Source organism: Gemella haemolysans (assembly GCF_012273215.1).
Classification (GTDB): domain Bacteria; phylum Bacillota; class Bacilli; order Staphylococcales; family Gemellaceae; genus Gemella; species Gemella haemolysans_A.
In genome coordinates, this window is the sequence record NZ_CP050965.1 from 189,686 (window position 1) to 209,261 (window position 19,576).

At 31.2% G+C, this 19,576-nt stretch carries 15 protein-coding genes; 13 read left to right on the forward strand and 2 right to left on the reverse strand.

The window, feature by feature from the left end; genetic code table 11:
• Window positions 1-203 precede the first annotated feature (203 nt).
• The 10 genes from FOC48_RS00975 to FOC48_RS01020 all read left to right on the forward strand — a co-directional run bounded on the left by FOC48_RS00975 (window position 204) and on the right by FOC48_RS01020 (window position 8,323).
• Entirely contained in the window at window positions 204-1,187 is a 984-nt protein-coding gene (locus FOC48_RS00975; RefSeq protein WP_003146813.1) for a mannose/fructose/sorbose PTS transporter subunit IIA, read from the forward strand.
• Window positions 1,188-1,211: 24 nt separating this feature from the next.
• Window positions 1,212-2,021 carry a PTS mannose/fructose/sorbose transporter subunit IIC gene (locus tag FOC48_RS00980; protein ID WP_003146812.1) on the forward strand — a complete coding sequence of 270 codons (810 nt, stop codon included), beginning with the start codon at window positions 1,212-1,214 and terminating at the stop codon, window positions 2,019-2,021.
• A 17-nt stretch (window positions 2,022-2,038) separates the two neighbouring features.
• Window positions 2,039-2,962, forward strand: a complete 924-nt coding sequence (locus FOC48_RS00985; RefSeq protein WP_003146810.1) for a PTS system mannose/fructose/sorbose family transporter subunit IID — start codon at window positions 2,039-2,041, stop codon at window positions 2,960-2,962.
• Window positions 2,963-3,041: 79 nt separating this feature from the next.
• The gene (locus tag FOC48_RS00990; RefSeq protein ID WP_003146809.1) at window positions 3,042-3,410 is read left to right on the forward strand and encodes a DUF956 family protein; all 369 of its coding nucleotides are present in this window, start codon (window positions 3,042-3,044) and stop codon (window positions 3,408-3,410) included.
• Between the two features lie 178 nt (window positions 3,411-3,588).
• Window positions 3,589-4,872, forward strand: coding sequence for an MFS transporter (locus FOC48_RS00995; RefSeq protein WP_003146807.1), 1,284 nt, complete (start codon window positions 3,589-3,591; stop codon window positions 4,870-4,872).
• Window positions 4,873-5,071: 199 nt separating this feature from the next.
• Complete coding sequence (locus FOC48_RS01000) at window positions 5,072-5,545, forward strand: FMN-binding protein (RefSeq protein ID WP_003146806.1); 474 nt, start codon at window positions 5,072-5,074, stop codon at window positions 5,543-5,545.
• 34 nt (window positions 5,546-5,579) lie between these two features.
• Complete coding sequence (locus tag FOC48_RS01005; protein WP_155801213.1) at window positions 5,580-6,335, forward strand: FAD:protein FMN transferase; 756 nt, start codon at window positions 5,580-5,582, stop codon at window positions 6,333-6,335.
• A gap of 13 nt (window positions 6,336-6,348) precedes the next feature.
• The gene (locus tag FOC48_RS01010; protein WP_254263186.1) at window positions 6,349-7,602 is read left to right on the forward strand and encodes a ferric reductase-like transmembrane domain-containing protein; all 1,254 of its coding nucleotides are present in this window, start codon (window positions 6,349-6,351) and stop codon (window positions 7,600-7,602) included.
• Window positions 7,603-7,736: 134 nt separating this feature from the next.
• Entirely contained in the window at window positions 7,737-7,970 is a 234-nt protein-coding gene (locus tag FOC48_RS01015) for a cytidylyltransferase domain-containing protein (RefSeq protein WP_003146802.1), read from the forward strand.
• Window positions 7,971-8,035: 65 nt separating this feature from the next.
• Window positions 8,036-8,323 (forward strand): glycosyltransferase family protein, encoded by a 288-nt coding sequence (locus FOC48_RS01020; RefSeq protein WP_003146801.1) that lies wholly within the window; start codon window positions 8,036-8,038, stop codon window positions 8,321-8,323.
• A gap of 132 nt (window positions 8,324-8,455) precedes the next feature.
• Here FOC48_RS01020 and FOC48_RS01025 read toward each other — a convergent pair whose 3' ends face one another.
• Together FOC48_RS01025 and recU are read right to left on the reverse strand one after the other, a co-directional pair.
• Window positions 8,456-10,639, reverse strand: a complete 2,184-nt coding sequence (locus FOC48_RS01025) for a transglycosylase domain-containing protein (protein ID WP_003146800.1) — start codon at window positions 10,637-10,639, stop codon at window positions 8,456-8,458.
• A gap of 6 nt (window positions 10,640-10,645) precedes the next feature.
• Window positions 10,646-11,221 (reverse strand): Holliday junction resolvase RecU, encoded by a 576-nt coding sequence (gene recU, locus FOC48_RS01030; protein ID WP_003146799.1) that lies wholly within the window; start codon window positions 11,219-11,221, stop codon window positions 10,646-10,648.
• Between the two features lie 407 nt (window positions 11,222-11,628).
• Between recU and FOC48_RS01035 the strand changes: the two genes are divergently transcribed.
• The 3 genes from FOC48_RS01035 to murA all read left to right on the forward strand — a co-directional run bounded on the left by FOC48_RS01035 (window position 11,629) and on the right by murA (window position 19,520).
• Complete coding sequence (locus FOC48_RS01035; protein ID WP_003146798.1) at window positions 11,629-13,329, forward strand: proline--tRNA ligase; 1,701 nt, start codon at window positions 11,629-11,631, stop codon at window positions 13,327-13,329.
• Window positions 13,330-13,580: 251 nt separating this feature from the next.
• Window positions 13,581-17,930: a PolC-type DNA polymerase III gene (locus tag FOC48_RS01040; RefSeq protein WP_003146797.1), complete on the forward strand. Its 4,350-nt coding sequence runs from the start codon at window positions 13,581-13,583 to the stop codon at window positions 17,928-17,930.
• A 318-nt stretch (window positions 17,931-18,248) separates the two neighbouring features.
• Window positions 18,249-19,520: a UDP-N-acetylglucosamine 1-carboxyvinyltransferase gene (gene murA, locus FOC48_RS01045; protein WP_003146796.1), complete on the forward strand. Its 1,272-nt coding sequence runs from the start codon at window positions 18,249-18,251 to the stop codon at window positions 19,518-19,520.
• The last annotated feature ends 56 nt before the right edge of the window (window positions 19,521-19,576 follow it).

Sequence of the window (19,576 nt, forward strand, 5' to 3'; positions counted from 1 at the left end):
AAGCTATATTAATACTTTTTATAATTAACTAATAAAAAAAAATATGTTTTATATCTTATCTTATAAAATAGAAATCGATTTCAGTATTTGTAAAGTAAGAAACTAAAACATTTACAAAAAAATTAATAAATGATATAATCTATTTGTATGCAAAGGTATACACGTCATAATAAAATAAGTATTATATAAAAGGAGGTACTAAGATGGTAGGAATTATCATCGCGAGTCACGGTGAATTCGCTGCTGGAATTAAACAATCAGGTTCTATGATTTTTGGTGAACAAGAAAAAGTAGAATCAGTTGTATTTATGCCAAGTGAAGGACCTGAAGACTTGCAAAGAAAACTTCAAGAAGCTATTGCTAAAGTAGATTCTGAAGAAATTCTTTTCCTTGTCGATCTTTGGGGTGGAAGTCCATTTAACCAAGCTAACAAGTTATTTGAAGAAGCACCAGAGAAAAGAGCAATCGTAGCAGGATTAAACTTACCAATGCTTATCGAAGCATATGCTAGTAGATTCACTATGACAACAGCTCACGAGATTGCAAAAGCAATCACACCAACAGCTATTGATGGGGTTAAAGTTCGTCCTGAAGAACTACAACCTAAAGCAGCTGTAGCTGAAAGTACAACAGCAACCCCTCAAGGAGAAATTCCTGAAGGTACAGTATTAGGAAACGGGAAAATTGATTTTGTATTAGCCCGTATCGATACTCGTCTACTACATGGACAAGTTGCAACTAACTGGACAAAAGCAACTCATCCAAACAGAATTATTGTAGTTTCAGACTCAGTATCAAAAGACGAATTACGTAAAAAACTTATTGAACAAGCAGCTCCTCCAGGAGTACGCGCACACGTAATTCCATTAGATAAACTTGTTCAAGTTTATAATGATCCGAGATTTGGTGATACAAAAGCATTATTATTATTTGAAACACCACAAGATGCTCTTGCAGTAATCGAAAAAGGAGTAGAGATTCCAGAATTAAACATTGGTTCTATGGCTCACTCTGTTGGTAAAGTTCAAATTAACAACGTATTATCATTAGATCAAGAAGATGTAGAAGTATACAAAAAACTTCGTGATTTAGGTGTTAAATTTGATGTACGTAAAGTATCTAACGATTCACCGTCAGATTTATTCAAACTTATTGAAGCTAAATCTAGCGAAGGTTTAAAATTATAATTTAATAGTAATTAGGAGGACACTATGGAATTTAGTATTCTAGCAGTTATATTAGTCCTTGTTGTTGCGTTATTAGCTGGTATGGAAAGTATCTTAGACCAATTCCAATTCCATCAACCAATTATTGCTTGTTCTTTAATCGGTTTAGCAACAGGACATTTATCAGAAGGTATTATTTTAGGTGGAGCTCTTCAATTATTAGCACTTGGATGGGCTAATATTGGAGCTGCGGTTGCTCCCGATGCAGCATTAGCATCAGTAGCATCTGCTATTATTTTCATTAAAGCTGGTGACTTCTCAGCTGAAGGACGTATTATCGCTATCGCAACGGCTGTTACATTAGCTACAGTAGGACTTGTACTTACAATGGTTGTTCGTACATTATCAGTAGTTATCGTTCACCAAGCTGACCGTGCGGCAGAACACGGTAACTTCCGTGGAGTTGAATTTTGGCACTACGTAGCTCTTGCAGCTCAAGGATTACGTGTTGCTATTCCAGCAGGGTTATTAATGTTTATTCCATCATCAGTAGTTCAAAAAGCTCTTGAAGCTTTACCAAAATGGTTCACTGAAGGTATGGCAATCGGTGGAGGAATGGTAGTTGCAGTTGGTTTTGCGATGGTTATTAACCTAATGGCAACTAAAGAAGTATGGCCATTCTTCTTCTTAGGATTCGCATTAGCACCAATTAGCGAATTAACACTTATCGCAACTGGTATTATCGGATTATGTTTAGCAATTATCTACCTAAACCTTTCTAAAAACAAAGGTGGCGGCGGAAGTGGAAATACTTCATCTGGAGATCCACTAGGCGATATCTTAAATGATTATTAATAAGGAGGAACTACAAAATGTCAGAGAAAAAAATTACATTAAGTAAAAAAGATCGTCGTAGCGTAATGTTACGTTCTCAGTTCCTTCAAGGTTCATGGAACTATGAACGTATGCAAAATGGTGGTTGGGCATTCGCATTAATCCCGGCACTAAAAAAACTATATCCAAATAAAGAAGATGCTACACAAGCATTAAAACGTCACTTAGAGTTCTTTAACACTCACCCATATATTGCAGCACCAATTTTAGGGGTTACACTTGCTTTAGAAGAAGATAAAGCAAATGGAGCTGATATCGATGATGCGGCAATCCAAGGGGTTAAAGTTGGTATGATGGGACCATTAGCAGGTATTGGGGATCCAGTATTCTGGTTTACAATTCGTCCTATCCTTGGAGCTATCGCAGCTTCATTAGCAACTGGTGGTTCAGTTATTGCACCATTATTCTTCTTTATCGCATGGAACTTAATCCGTATTGGATTCTTATGGTATACACAAGAATTCGGATATAAAAAAGGTTCTGAAATTACAAGTGACCTTTCAGGTGGTATTTTACAAACAATTACTAAAGGAGCTTCAATCCTTGGTATGTTCGTAATGGGTATCTTAGTTCAACGTTGGACTAACATCAGTTTCCCATTAGTAGTTTCTAAAGTACAATTAGATGAAAAAGCATTTATTCATTTCCCAGAAAAAGGAACACACATTACTGGTGAAGTATTACAAGATATTGTTACAAAAGCAACAAGTGGTAAGTTCTCATTAACACCAGAAAAAGTTACAACATTACAAGATAACTTAAATCAACTTATTCCTGGATTTGCAGCGTTATTATTAACATTCGTATGTATGTGGTTATTAAAACGTAAAGTAAGCCCAGTAGTAATAATCTTTGGATTATTCGCTTTAGGTGTAATTGCTCACGTAGCTGGTGTAATGTAATAAAGCATAGGAGGTTGAGGCAAGATGTCTCAACTTCCTTTTTAAAATTAGTAAACAAAATAGAGTGGAGGTGTTAGGTATGGTAGTATCTATGAATACTAAGGTAGTTTATACAACGAAAGCTAATTGTCTTACTGGATCAATTGGAAACAAGCATGGAGATGTGATGGTAGGAGATAAAGCTTTCGAGTTTTATAATCATAGAAATCCGGAAGATTATATTCAAATACCTTGGGCTGAGATTGAAAAAGTACGAGCACAGATGTTTTTTAGAGATAAATATATCAGAGGATTTTTTATCGATACAAAAAGAGCTGGAAGTTTCAATTTTATAGTCAAAAATTCTGGAAAGTGTTTAAAAGAAATGAGAGAATTTATTGGTAATGACAAGATAGTAAGGAACAAGCCGGTATTATCATTAAAAAAATTATTTAGAAAAAAAGATTAATACATTGATATTAGTCTTTTTTAATTTTAAAAATATTTTCATGAAAACGTAATGCAAATAGTATATTTTTCTTGCATTTTCTGAATGTTTATATTAAACTAATATAGTATTCGAAAAAACAGTATTATAACACCGTGTAGGTGTACTAATTTTAGAAGAAAAAGAAAGAGGTATATTAATGGAACTATCATTAAATTCGCCTACTCGAAGGCAAGGAATAATTATGTTTGTACTGCTAATTACTGCGTATGTAGTGTTTGCTACAAACTGGGTAGCAGGATCAAACTTATCAAAGCAGATTACAGATCATTATTTTAATGGTGAGAAAGTATCACCTATAATATCTGAAGTTGTCAACTATACAATTACGATTGCTAGAATTATAGCTAATTTATTAGCAGCATTTATTTTGATTAGATTACATCCGAGAAAAGCTGCAATGTTAGCATTATTCTGTTTATGTTTTTCATTTTTTGCTATATTTACTCATAACTATTGGCTATATACAATATCTAGAATGATAATGGCATTCGGTGGATCAATGATTATAGTTTTCATAAATTCATTTGTGGCGAAATTTATACCAAATGATAAGAAGATAATGACTAGTGCAATCATTACCGCAGCATACAATGTAGGAGCTGCTTTGGTTGCTATATTATTCCTGCTTTTCAAGGAACGTTTTGTAGACGATTGGCGTTATACAATGATAGGATTTAGTATTTTTAGTATAATCTTATTTGTCTGTTGGTTAATATTCTCTCGTGATTTTGAACCAACAATTACATGGAAACATCCAAACTATTTTGTATATAAACTATTAATTGAATCAAAAGAAGTTGTACATGAAGAAGAAGTGAAAAAATATACTTATGCCGATGGATTTAAAGATAAGTTCATTTATGTGTTTTCACTTGGGTTTGGTGGATTTTTATTCTTATATGTAATGCCATTAGTATCATTACCTAGGGTATTAGCTGAACATGCAAAAAATGCTCAATTTAAACCAGAGTTTATGATCCTAACTGTAACAGTAGGTGGAATTATTGGAACTATTTTTAGTTTATTAGTTACTAGAAAATTAAATTTCAGAAGAAAACCATTTTTAATAGCTCATGGTGTATTAATGATTGGATTTATGGGATTAGGGTTATTTTTAGTATCAACTAATGTTATTTTAGCATATACTATGTTCAGTCTGTCTGGATTTTTCATGTACTCACAATATCCTGTATATCTAAACTTACCTTATGAGTTGCCGAATATGAATTCACAAAGGTTAACTATAATGTTTGGAATTTTCTGGGCATTTGGATATGCAATTTATACATTATTTAACTTTACATGGAGTTTAGTACTAAATCATATGGGATACTCTACTTCAATCCTGTTCTATTTATTAGGAAGTGTAATCTATATTATTTTTGTTTTTACTTTCCCTGAAACAAGACCGAAGAAATAAAAAAAAATCTTTAGAGGTAAAAAATATCTCTAAAGATTTTTTTTTAGAATAATGTTAATCAAATTGAGTAGATACTTATTAACTTTGTAATTGTTATATCAGTAATAATTAATTTGTAATCACAAGATGCAAATTAGTAGGGTATATATTAAAAACATGGTATATTATCTTTAAAAGTATAAATTAAAGGAGAGAAAATATGAGTAAAGTAAAGAAAGCGACTTTAATAGGAGTTGTAGGAGCATCTGCACTGACAGCAGGTTATTATACTTTTGTAAAACCGAGTATACAAACTACTACTTCAAATCAAAAAACACAGAAGACTAACCAAGCGGAAAATAAAGAATCAAAAAATACAACCAATAATACAACTTCTTCAACAAAAGAGGGAGTAACGTATAAAGATGGTACCTACACTGGTGCAGTAACAAAAACTAACAAAGGTGATTTTCAAGTAAGTGTTGTTGTTCAGGGTGGAAAGATTTCTAACGTAAACGTACTACTTCAACCTGACGAGGAATTTTCACAAAGTATTAACAAAACAGCTTTACCTAAGTATGTAGAAGAAGCTATAGAAGCACAAAGTAGTGATATTGCATTGGTATCTGGTGCTTCTGAGACTTTTGAAGGTTTCAAAGGTTCACTACAAGATGCTTTAAATAAGGCAAAATAAGATGATTAAGTATAAAACTTATGTTTTGAAAAGAATGAATATACCTTTTACTATTTCTTTAGTAAATAATAAATTTGATGAAACTTTAGTTGTAGCGTTGGATCAAATTATTGATGAGATTGATAAATATTTAAAAAATGTAGAAGAAAAATTTTCACCGTTTCTTTCGAATAGCCTAGTTAGTAAACATACAGATATAGGTGAAGTTTTACAAGAAAATTTTTTTGATTTAGAATATCAAGAAGTTTATAGCCGTTCAATTTTTGCAAAGAAAGAAACTAAAGGATTATTTGATCCGTTTTTTGAAGGAAAATATAATCCGACAGGATTTGTTAAAGGTTGGGCTATAGAAAATACTTTTACAAAATATATAAAGCCACTAATTGATAATAATATTATAGAAGCTGGTGCAATTAATGGAGCTGGGGATATGCAAGTAGGTACTAGTTCTGATAGTGATTTTTCTTGGCAGATAGGAATAGAAAATCCTGAGGATAGAGAAAAAATAATAGCCAGATACAGCATAAAAAATGGAGCTGTGGCAACCTCGGGGATTAGTAAAAAAGGTCAGCATATTAAAACTGAAAATAAGCTTGAACATATTCAAGTTACAGTAGTTGGAAAATATTTATCGGATGTCGATGTATTGGCAACAGTAGGTGTTGCTACTGATGAAAATACTTGGCGTGAAATTGTAGAAAAAAATAAGTTATCTGGAATTTTATTAACAAAAGAAGGAATTAAAAGAGTTTTAGAGGAAGGAAAAATAATAGATGTTGAGAGAACATAAATTCATATTTAATATGATTTGGTTAATAGTATTATTAACGATACCATTACCATTGATAATAACAGTAGGAAATGGTTTACCTGAAGTGTATGGAAGCAGAGTATTAGCGATTAATTTAGGAGTATTTGCATATTCATGGATGCTTTCAGCAATATTTCTGTCAACTCAACCTAAATGGTTAGATAGAATAATAGGTTTACCTGACATGTATATAATTCATGGAGTAACAGCTATTTTTGCTGTAATCTTTATGCATTTACACGATCAACTTTTAAAATCGTCAGGACTTATAAAATTCACTGGTGAATGGTCAATGAACATATTTATCGCAATAGTTGCGTATTCTCTTGTTTTTATGGCAGGTTGGTTAACTTCAAGGATTAGTATTTTGATGAAAATAAAGAAAGTATTAGAAAAAATATTTAAACATGAATTATCTATGTGGATACATAGGTTTAATTTAGTAGCTGCGGTACTTGCATTTTTACATGTACTTCTGATTCCTTATATTAGAAGTATAGTTCCATTTACAGTATTAGTTATTTTATACACTGTTATAGTGTTTGGAGCATATGGGTACTATGCGTACAACAAATACTTAAATATTCAAGTTGGTATTTTAAAAAATGTGAGAAAAGTTGATAATAATATTACTGAATTAACAATAACTACTAGTAAATCAGTATTAAGAAAAATAGAAGCAGGAGATTTTGCATTTATATCTTTTCCTAATGTAAGAGGAATGAAAGAACCTCATCCATTTTCTATTTTAAATATTCCAGAACGTGATGGGTATGTTCAAATGTCGATAGAAGGAGTAGGAGATTTCACTAAAAATCTGTCTAACTTAGAAGTAGGAGAAAAAGTTAATTTAACTAGAGGGTATGGAGTTCTAAGTTCAATGATAGAAAAATCTGATAAGAATGAAAAATTTGTTCTTATTGGAGGAGGAATTGGGGTTGTACCTTTACTTGGATTAGCTGATAAGTTTGATGATAAAGATATTACATTTTTATATACTGCGAAAGAAGATAAGAAATTATTATATCAAGAAAAATTTGAATTGTGGAATGAAAGAAGTAATTTTAAATCATATTGTCAAAATGGGAGATTTACTTCTGAACAATTAAGTGATTATTTACCAATCGGTGATGAATATAATTATATTATTGCAGGCCCAATGGTGATGAATATTTCATATGAAAAACTATTAAAAGAAAAAGGGATAAATAAAAATAGAATATTCTATGAAGGATTTAATTTCTAACTTAAAGATTAAAAAGGTTGTGTGGGTATAGTTAGCCGTATAACCTTTTTATTTATTATGTAATCGTATAGTCTAAAATGAATTATGATGTTATAATAATCAATGATACAACATCGTAAGAAAGTAGGATAAACTTGAAAAAAATTGCAATTATATTAATAAGAAAAAGTTCAAAGGGTCTAGTAGATAAAAATATAAAGCTATTTTGTGGAAGTCCATTATGTTTTCATACTATAGATGTGGCATTAGAAAGTGGCAAATTTGATGAAGTATGGATATCTTCTGATTCAGAAGAATATTTAGATATTTGTAAAGAAGAATATGGTGAGAAATGTATTTATAAGATTCGTGATAAAATGTTTCACTAGATTCTTCAACGACATTTGATACATTAAATTACTTATTTAAAGACATACAAGAAAATTTTATATTTATGAATTTGCAAGTCACATCAGCGATAAGAAAGAAAGAGCATATACTAGATGCTTTTGATTCATTTGTAGACTGTGATCATTTAGTGTCATTTAGCAATTATAGATTAAATAAAAGTTTATTTATGGATGAAAATGATGGATATTTGATACCTTCAAGGCGTGGTGGTGACTATAGAAGACAGGATGAACCAATTAATATTTATCCAAATGGTTCAATATGGCTATCTACAAAAGATAATTATCTAAGGGATAAAACTTTTTATTCAAAAAAAAACAAAAATCTTTAAAATGGAAAAAATATATAGTTATGATATTGATGATGAGTTAGATTTTTTCATCTGTGAGAGTACATATAAGAAAATTATGAATTAATAATAAAAGAATCGTAAGAAATTTTTGTTTCTTACGATTCTTTTGTTTTATCGTCTGCGATTATTTTGGGCAGCTCTAGTTGTGTTAGCAGACGCTCTTGAATTTGCTTGTGATGTAGCGCTAGAATTTGATGTACCTTGATTTGTAGTCGCTCTAGTAGCTGAGTTTGTTAGTGAATTAAATACTGATGTTAATGCAGAACGATTTTCACGTTGTTTTTGTGCGAGCGCTGCTTGATAAACAGCATCACGATCACTACCAGCATACATATAATCGGTTTCTTTATTTCTTTCTTTAGCGTATTCAACACCGTTTTTCGACTCGATTCCTGCTGGTTTTTCAAATGCTGCAGGAACTTTATTATCGGAAGCTTTCTTCAGAACATTTGCCATTATAACTTGGGTTGTTTTTGCTTGTAGATAAGAAAGGGCTTTTGATGCTGAGTCGACTACATCAGCTCCTTGCCAAACAGCGACAGTATAGTCGGTTGTATAACCTATCATCCAACTATCTTTAGTTGAATTTGCAACATCAATTCCGTAATTGTAATATGCATTGTCATCAAAGGTACTAGAACCAGATTTACCAGCCATGTCAAAGTTTGGTATTTTACCATCAGGGGATGTTCCGTCTTCAGTTAAAACACCTTTCAAGACGTTTGTCATAAGATAAGCTGTCTCTTCTGACATTGCTTTTACAGGTTCGGATTTAATGTTTACTAATTCTTTCCCATTTGCATTAAATACTTTTACAATAGTAGATGGTTTATTATAGTAACCTTTATTACCGAATGAAGCAAAGGCTCCGGCCATTTGTAAAGTTGAAACACCGTCAACGTTACCACCTATTGCTGTAGTCGGTTCATCTTTGGTAACAGGAATTCCGATTTTTTCAGCAAAATGTTTAACTCTTTCATATCCAACAGATTCAAAAGCACGTACTGCTGGAATATTGTAAGACCAAGCTACTGCACGAGTCATAGGTACTGTTCCATGATAAATTCTATCCCAGTTTTGAATATAAAAATTAGTTCCAGCAATTTTATAAGGTGTATCAGAAAATGTTGTTTGTGGATCCCAACCATAATACTCTATACCAGGAGCATAGTCGATTAGAGGTTTAATTGAAGAACCGGGTTGTACACGTGCGTCTACTGCGAAGTTGTAACCACCAGCTTTATAATTTTTTCCTCCACCTATAGCTTCAATAAGTCCTGACTTAGTATCAAGAACAGATATAGCTGCTTGAGAAGCGTGTGGTGTCATTGGGTAAGATTGATTATCTAACATATCTTGAACATACATTTGTAATTCGGGATTTAAGTTAGTATAAATTTTTAATCCCATAGATAATGGATCTTTAACATTTTCAAAGTTTTTATTTTCTTTTAATTCTTTTGTAATTTGATCTATGTAAGCAGCAAACTTAGGATTATAAGTGTGTTGATTAGCTCTTTCTTCTTTTGTTTTGCTTACAATACCTTCAGTAATTGGTGTATTAACTGCACTATTGTATTCATCTTCTGAGATTTTTCCATTACTTAAAAGTGCATATAATACAGTATCACGTCGTTCTTTAGCTTGTTCAGGATAATCGTAAGGATTATATAATATTGGTTGTTGAGGCATACCAGTTAAAAGAGCAACTTGAGGTAAAGTTAGCTGATCTAATTCTTTATTATAGAAATATTTGGCAGCTGTTTTTACACCGTATTGGCCATCAGAGTAATATATTTTATTCATGTACATTTCCAATATATCTTTTTTAGAGTATTTATTTTCTAATTTTAAAGATAAGTATGCTTCTTGAATTTTACGTTGTAACGATTTATCTGATGTAAGTAATGAATTTTTTACTACTTGTTGTGTAATTGTACTGGCACCTTGTTGAGCAGAATTAGAACGTATGTTAACAAGAACTGCTTTGATAAGACGAATAGGATCAATCCCAAGGTGAGAATAAAATCTTGTATCCTCTGTTGAAAGAACCGCATCAGTTATATTTTTAGGAATATCTTCTAATGATACATATTCTCTTTTTTCAGCTCCAACAGTAGCAATTAAATTAAGATTTTTATCATAAATTTCCGATGATAAAGGATCTTGTAAGTTAGCCTGAGTAATATCAGGAACATCTCTTAATTCACGTGCAAACAGTATCATAACAACAAAGAATAATACTAAGCAGATAGAAAAAAAGATTGAACTTATATATTTAAACAAAGTTTTCATCTGTTATTAAAACTCACTTTCATTATTTTTTATAATATTTAAATAATCTAATCTTATTTTATAGTTGAATGATAATTCAAATGCCGATTTTTCAAATTCGCTAAGTTTAATAGATTTTCTTCCTCCGTTATTAGCTCGCTCATGAAAGAAAATAAAATTTTTAAATGGTAAAATAAAAGTTCTGTCTATTTTTTTAAAACGAACTATAATAAAAGTTATTCCACCGTGATTTAAAATTTTTTGCATATGTTCGATTTGATGATCATGGATATTATTTAGAGAAAACGAAGTGGCTGAATTAGTTTCTTTTGCCTCGAAATCAATATATTTTCCATTCCAAAGACCGTTGTAATCCGTAGTAGAAGGTGTTTTATAGAATGCTTTGGTAATCATAGCGCTAGATCTACTAGGATAATTAACTTCAACAATTTGAATAGGAATTGGCTTTTTATGAATTACGGCTATGTCATTATTTAAGTAATATTTATTCGCAAAATTTATATCCTCTTCAAGTTCCATACCTCGATTAGAATATTTAGTTTTTTGAATAAAATTACCTTTTTTATTAGGATAATTAAACATATATCCCTCCATAAATAATTATCTTATTAATTATACTATATTATCGAAAAAAATTAAATTAGTAACAACTAAAAATATGATATTTTTGAAAAATATTAAAAAATAAATAACACAAGATAAAGATTAAGAAGTGTTGATAAATTAGTAATAATGAAAATCGCTATTAGTATGATAAAAAAAGATATATAACAGTATTAAATTTAGGAGAATGTGTTTAATAAAAAATTACAATAGAAAGTGAGAGCAACATTGATTATAGTTTTAAATGTAATATTTAAAATTTAATAACAATAAATTGCAGGTGAGTAATACAGTAATATATTTATAAAAAAGTGAATATTTTTGAAAAAAAGTATAAGATTTGTGATATAATATAGGTAATTTTAAAAATGAGAGGTGGTATTGTTATGAGACAATCAAGAACATTTATTCCAACAACTAGAGAAGTACCATCCTCTGCAGAAGCAACAAGTCACAAGTTGCTTATTAAAGCGGGGATGGTGAAGCAGGTATCTGCAGGAGTTTACACTCATCTTCCCTTAGCTACAAGAGTAATTCAAAAAATTGAAAAAGTTATAAGAGAAGAACATGAAAAAATTGGTGCTGTAGAATTATTAATGCCAATTTTACAATCAGATGAATATTGGAAAAAATCTGGTCGTTGGAACAAAATGGGAGACGAGTTAATTCGTGTTACAGATAGAAAAAATGCTGGGTATGCATTAAGTCCAACGGCTGAAGAAATTATATGTCAAACAGTTAGTAATATGGTAACTTCATATAAACAACTTCCAGTAAACTTATACCAAATTCAAACTAAATTCCGTGATGAAATTCGTCCACGTTTAGGTTTATTACGTTGTAAAGAGTTCATCATGAAAGATGGTTATTCTTTCCACGATACTCCAGAATCTTTAAGAGAAACTTATAAAGATTATTATCAAGCATATAGTAATATTTTTGATAGATTTGAACTTAAATATCGTGCGGTAAAAGCTGACTCTGGAAATATTGGAGGAAGTTATACTCATGAGTTCCAAGCTTTAGCAGAAGTTGGGGAAGATACTATTGCATATACTGAAGAGAGTGATTACGCAGCAAATATTGAAACCGCAGCAGTAGTTGAACAAAACTACACTATGCCAACTGGTTTTGAGAAAAAAGAGCGTAGTTTATTAGAAACTCCAAATCAACAAACTATTGATGATATCGCTGCATACTGTGGTGTTGATGTGAATCGTGCGATGAAAGCATTAGCTTTAAAAGCGGATGGAGAATTCTATTTAGTTCTTATGCGTGGTAACGATCAACTTAACGATATTAAATTCATGAAAGCTACAGGAACTTCTGAAGTAGAAATGGCAACTGAGCAAGAAATTGAAGAAGTTATGGGTGGAGTAGTAGGTTACATGGGACCATTTGGCATTAAAAACTGCAAAGTAATCGGTGATAATGCTATTAAATACATGTACAACCACAGCTGTGGAGCTAACAAAAAAGGATTCCACTATATTAACGTAAATCCAGGAGATTATGAGATTGATGCTCACTATGATCTTCGTATGATTGAAGAAGGAGACTTAGCTGAAGACTTATCAGGACCAATTAAATTTGCTAAAGGTATCGAGGTAGGACAAGTGTTCGAACTTGGTAAAGGATATTCAGAATCTATGGATATTACTTACTTAGATGCTAATGGTCGTGCAAATCACTTCTATATGGGTTGTTATGGAATTGGGGTAACTCGTGTTATTTCAGCAATCATTGAACAACACAGTGATGACAAAGGAATTATCTGGCCTAAAGAAGTAGCTCCATATCAAGTTCACTTAGTGTGTGTAGATGTTAAGAAAGAAGAACAAGTAAAACTTAGTGAAGAATTATACGCTCAATTAACTGCAGCTGGTTATGAAGTTCTTTATGACGACAGAGCAGAACGTGCTGGAGTTAAATTTAACGATGCGGACTTAATCGGTATTCCATTACAAGTAGTTGTAGGTAAAAAAGCTGGTGAAGGAATCGTAGAAGTTAAAGAAAGAAAAACTTTAGAAAAAGTTGATACAGAAGTTGCTGATGTATTAGCTAAAGTAGAAGCATTCTACAAATAATAAGAAAAAGTTAAAATAATAAATACCAATTAAAAATAAATAGTTAATAGAAAATAACCATTTGTTTTTAGTTGGTATTTTTAGTATAATTTAAATAAGTGTAAAATTATATTGTGTTGATAATTTATAATAATGTATTATTGAAAAGCTAGTTCATTTTGTTAAATTAGTAATAAAATGAATGGATTTTTTTCGTTTAGTCGATAATTATTATAAAAATTTGTCGATTTAGTAAAACTATAGGAGGAAGCATGAGTAATAAACATTTTTCTTTATTGGTTAAAACATTAGAATTAGAAGAAAGATTAGCCGGCTCAAAACTTATTAATTTTTCTTTAGATAATATAGAAAAAGATAATAAAAATAAGATATGGACATTTAATTTCAGTGGTGAAACTTTGCCATTAGTGGATGAATTAACATTACTTATACAAAAATTACGAGAAAGTTTTATGGGTGATTACATAGTTAATTATCGATTAAAAACAAGCAATATTGCAACTGATGAGCAAATAAAAGAATTTTGGAAATATATAATACTAGAGAATTTTTCAGAAATATCTCAAGTTCTATTAGAGAGTATTTTATTTAGTGAAATAGATGTAAACAACAATGTTTTAACTATGAAGATAATGGCTCCATCTATTTGGAATAATTTTATTAATGAGAGAAAACAACAGATAATAAGTAGTTATTCTAACATTGGCATTTCAATTAAAGATATCATTCCTAATTTTTCTAAAACTGATGTAGAAGCGGTGTTAGAAAGTCAGGAAGAGAAAATTTCCCAGGAAATCGTAAAACTAGAAGAAATTGATAAGAAAAATGCGGAGAGAAAACCAAAAGAACCTGAGAAAAAATATGCTGCCTTCGGTGGAGGTGGAGGAACTCGTTATGGTCAAGAAATCCGAGATGAAGATATTGTAGAGATTAAGGATGTTATTGGTTATGCTGGCGATGTAACAATAATGGCTCAAGTTTTTGGAACTGAAGAAATTATTCATAGAAATGGTTCAAGTCAGTACCGCTTAAAACTTACTGACTATAGTGATTCTATTATATTAAGACTATTTGGTAATAATCCTAATTCTAAGTTTCAAAATAAAAGAAGAAATGAACTTATCGATTTAGTAAAAGGAATAAAAAAAGGGCAATGGCTTAAGATTCATGGAAGTGTTAGTAATGATCCATATTTAAGAGATACAATTATAGAACCAAAGTCCATTGAAGTTGCTCACAAAGATGAAAAGAAAGATAATTATAGCGGTAAAAAGAGAATAGAGTTAAATACTCATACAAAAATGAGTCAGCTAGAAGGTATTTCTTCTGCGAAAGAATATATAGCTAGGGCTATGGATTGGGGACATGAAGCTATTGCTTTCACTGATACTTATGGAGTTCAAGCATATCCAGAAATTTGTCTAAGTTCAAAAGGAAAAGATATTAAACCTATTTATGGTCTTAATGCCTTTATTATGGATGATAGTATTACTGCTACAACTAACCCAAAGAATCTTAAATTAAAAGATGCAACTTATGTTGTGTTTGACGTTGAGACTACAGGTCTTTCTGCCGAGCGTGATAGACTAATCGAGATTGCTGCGGTTAAGGTGAAAAATGGAACTGAAATAGATAGTTTTGAAAGTTACATTAATCCTCAAAGACCTATTTCAGAATTAATCACAAGGTTAACTAGTATTACTAATGATGATGTTAGAGATGCCCCATTAGAAAAAGAAGTTATGACTAACTTTTATAATTGGTTAGACAAAGATGATATATTAGTAGCGCACAACGCTAAATTTGACCTTGGGTTCTTAGATACATGTTTTGAGCGCCTAGGTTTAGAGAATAAAAATAATGCTAGTATAGATACGTTATTTGTCTCTCGTGCTGAAAATAAAGAGGCCAAAAGGCATGGTCTTAGTAATTTAGCTAAACTATACAAAGTACGTTTAGTGCAACACCACAGAGCGATTTATGATACTAAAGCTACTGCAGAGATTTTTGTGAAAATGTTAGATCAATTGTATGAACTTGGCATTGAGTATCATAATGAAATTGATGAAAAAATCGATTTAGAACTTGCACATAAACGCTCTAGAACTTTTCCATGTTCAATTTTAGTTAAGAACGCAAAAGGATTGAAAGATTTATTTAGATTGGTGTCTTATAGTTGTACTAAATATTTAAATTCAGCTAAGCCTACAATTCCACGTAGTTTATTAGAACAATATCGTGAAGATTTATTAATCGGTAGTGGTAATGGTGATAATGAAGTATTTGAAGAATTATTAAACTCAAAAGAAGCTAAGGTGGAAAATATAATTGATTTTTATGATTATATAGAGATACAACCTAAACATCATTATGCTAATTTTATAAGAAATGAGAGAATATCAGATAATGCTGAATTAGAAGAAATTCTGAAAAAATTAATAAAATTAGCTGAGAAAAAAGAAAAAATAGTTGTAGCAACAGGAGACTGTTATTATTTGGATGAATATCAACATGTTTATCGACAAATATTAAGACTAACGGTGAAAAGTAATCCTGGAGCACATGACTTAAAACCTATGGCAACATTTCTAACGACAGATGAGATGTTAAAAGAATTCTCTTATCTTGATGAACAATTAAGAGAAGAAATAGTTATAGAAAATACTCATAAAATTAACGATATGATTGAATTAGTAATTCCGTTAAAAGACAAGCTGTATACACCAAATATTGAAGGAGCAGCAGATGAAGTTCGTAATCTAAGTTATGATATGGCTCATAAAATATATGGGGAACAGTTACCAGAAATAGTAGAGAAAAGATTAGAAAAAGAACTTTCATCTATCATCGGTAATGGATTCAGTGTGGTATATTTAATTTCACATAAGCTAGTTAAGAAATCATTAGATGATGGTTATCTTGTAGGATCAAGGGGATCTGTTGGTTCATCATTAGTAGCTACGATGATGGAGATTACAGAGGTTAATCCACTAGCTCCGCATTACGTATGTCCGAAGTGTAAACATAGTGAATTTTTCCTAAATGCAGAATATGCTTCAGGATTCGACCTTCCGAATAAGAATTGTCCTCATTGTGATGTGAAGATGATTAAAGACGGTCAGGATATTCCGTTTGAGACTTTCCTAGGATTTAATGGGGATAAAGTACCCGATATAGATTTAAACTTCTCTGGAGAATATCAAGCTACTGCACATAACTTTACGAAAGAAATTTTTGGAGAAGATTATGTATATCGTGCAGGAACGATTTCGACAGTTGCAGAAAAGACTGCTTATTCATTTACTCGAGATTATTATGAGAAAAATGAAGTAGAAAAAAGAAGTATTGATATAGAGAGAATAGCAGCAGGATGTGAAGGCTCTAAGAGAACTACTGGTCAACACCCAGGAGGTATACTAGTGGTCCCTAATGATATGGATATTTTTGATTTCACGCCATATCAATTCCCGGCGGATGATGAAACGAGTCCATGGCGAACTACTCACTTCGATTTCCACTCTATTCATGATAATATCTTAAAATTCGATATACTTGGGCACGATGATCCGACTATGATAAGAAAACTTCAAGATTTATCAGGAATAGATCCTAAAACAATAGATGTATCTGATCCTGAAGTAATGGGAATTTTTTCAACAGTTGAGGCACTAGGTGTAACTCGAGATCAAGTAGATTCAGCGAGTGGAACTTTTGGAATACCTGAATTTGGAACAAACTTTGTTATTCAAATGTTAGATGATACGAAGCCGACTACATATTCAGAGTTAGTTCAGATTTCTGGATTATCTCATGGTACCGATGTTTGGTTAGGTAATGCGCAAGAATTAATCAAAAATGGTACATGTGAACTTAAAGATGTAATCGGATGTCGTGACGATATCATGGTATATTTAATTCATGCAGGACTAGAAGAAGGTTTATCTTTCAAAATAATGGAAAGTGTTAGGAAAGGTAAAGGTCTTACAGAAGATTTTGAAAAAGCGATGATAGACAATAATGTACCAGAGTGGTATATTGATTCATGTAAAAAAATCAAATATATGTTCCCTAAAGCCCACGCCTGTGCATACGTATTAATGGCCTTAAGAATTGCATGGTTTAAAGTTCATCAACCGCTTACTTATTATTGTGCATATTACTCAGTTAGAGCGAGTGATTTTGATATTATAACGGTTGTTAAGGGAGCAGAAACACTAAAAGCAAAAATTAAAGAAATAAAAACTACAGATAAGAATGAATTATCGAATAAAGATAAAGATGCTCTAGTAAGTTATGAAATTGCAAATGAGATGATGGAGAGAGGATTTACATTCTCAAAAGTTGATTTAGAAAAATCAGCAAGCCATGATTATATCATTGAAGGAAATACTCTGATTCCACCATTTTCAATAGTTCCAGGTCTTGGAGATAACGTAGCGAATAAAATAGTTCAAGCGAGAGAAGAGAAAGCCTTTCTTTCAATTGAAGATTTTTCAAAACGAGGAAGTGTTTCATCTACAGTAGTAGAGTATCTAAGAGAGATGGGGACATTAAAAGGATTACCTGAAAAAGCCCAATTATCTTTCTTTGATGAATTGTAATTGATAGTTTTATTCATCAGAAATGTAGTAAAGTAAATAAAAAAGTGTTATTCTACAAAATTATAAAATCATAAAAAGTATTTTTTATGAAATTATCATTTTTTGTAGAATAACTTTTTAAGAGTTAGAATTAAAAGTGATAAAAAATAATAATTATTCATTTATGTAACTTAAATTAGTTTTTTATTATTCGATAAAAGAAACTATATTTTTTAATAAAATAAATATTAAAATAATTATTCAAACTTTATTTATTCTTTAATTTGTGGTAGTATTATATGTGATATAAAATGTAAATATAGAGATGGAGGAAACAACTTGGAAAAAATAGTTGTTAAAGGTGGAACACCTTTAATAGGAGAAGTACAAGTTTCTGGTGCAAAGAATGCAGCTTTACCAATATTAGCAGCTGGATTATTGGCAACAGAGGGTACAAGTAAATTTTATAACGTTCCTAAGTTATCAGATATTAAAACAATCGGATTGTTATTTGAGAGTCTAGGAGTGAAAATAGATTATAGACCAGATGAAAATACATTGGAAATGGATGCTAGAAATCCATTATTAACAGAGGCATCATTTGAATTTGTTAGTAAAATGCGTGCATCATTTTTAGTTTTAGGTCCAATGCTAGCACGTGAAGGAAGTGCTAAAGTAGCAATGCCAGGAGGATGTTCAATTGGAAGTAGACCAATTGATCAGCATTTAAAAGGATTTGAAGCACTAGGTGCAACAATTATTCAAGATGCAGGGTTTGTAGAAGCTCGTGCAGAAAAAGAATTAGAAGGAACAACTATCTTCTTTGATTTCCCAAGTGTAGGAGGAACTCAAAACGTAATTATGGCTAGTTGTTTAGCAAAAGGGAAAACTACAATTGTTAATGCTGCACAAGAACCAGAAATTGAAGATATGATTAATTTCTTAATTAAAATGGGAGCTAAAATCGAAGGAAAAGGAACTTCTATTTTGGTTGTAGAAGGTGTTGAGAAATTAGTAGGTACAGAATATTCAGTTATGCCAGACCGTGTAGAAGCGGCAACATACATGATTGCAGCTGCAGCAACTAAAGGAGATGTTCTTATTAAAGGAGCTCCATACAAAGATAATGTTGCTTTAGTGAGTAAAATGCGTGAAATGGGAGTTAACATTGAAGTAGTAGATGAAAACTCTATGCGTGTAAGTAATAAGTTGGATAGTTTAAAACCTGTAGATGTTAAAACTCTACCACACCCAGGTTTCTTAACTGATATGCAATCTATTATGTGTGTGTTAACACTTTTAGCTGATGGTACAAGTACAATAACAGAAACAGTTTTTGAAAATAGATTCATGCACGTAGAAGAACTACGTAGAATGAATGCTAAGATTAGAATCGAAGGTAGAAGTTCACTAATTGAAGGATTACCTCATTTAGAAGGAACTACTGTAAGAGCAACAGACTTACGTTCTGGAGCGGCATTAGTTATTGCGGGATTAATGGCAACGGGAACTACTAAAGTTATTGATATTTATCATATTGATAGAGGATATGTTGACATCGAAGAAAAAATGAGAAAATTAGGTGCAGATATTCAAAGAATAGACGAGTAGGATTTCATTATGAAACTAAATGATAAGTTAACAAGATACTTGCGTAATATAGCCTT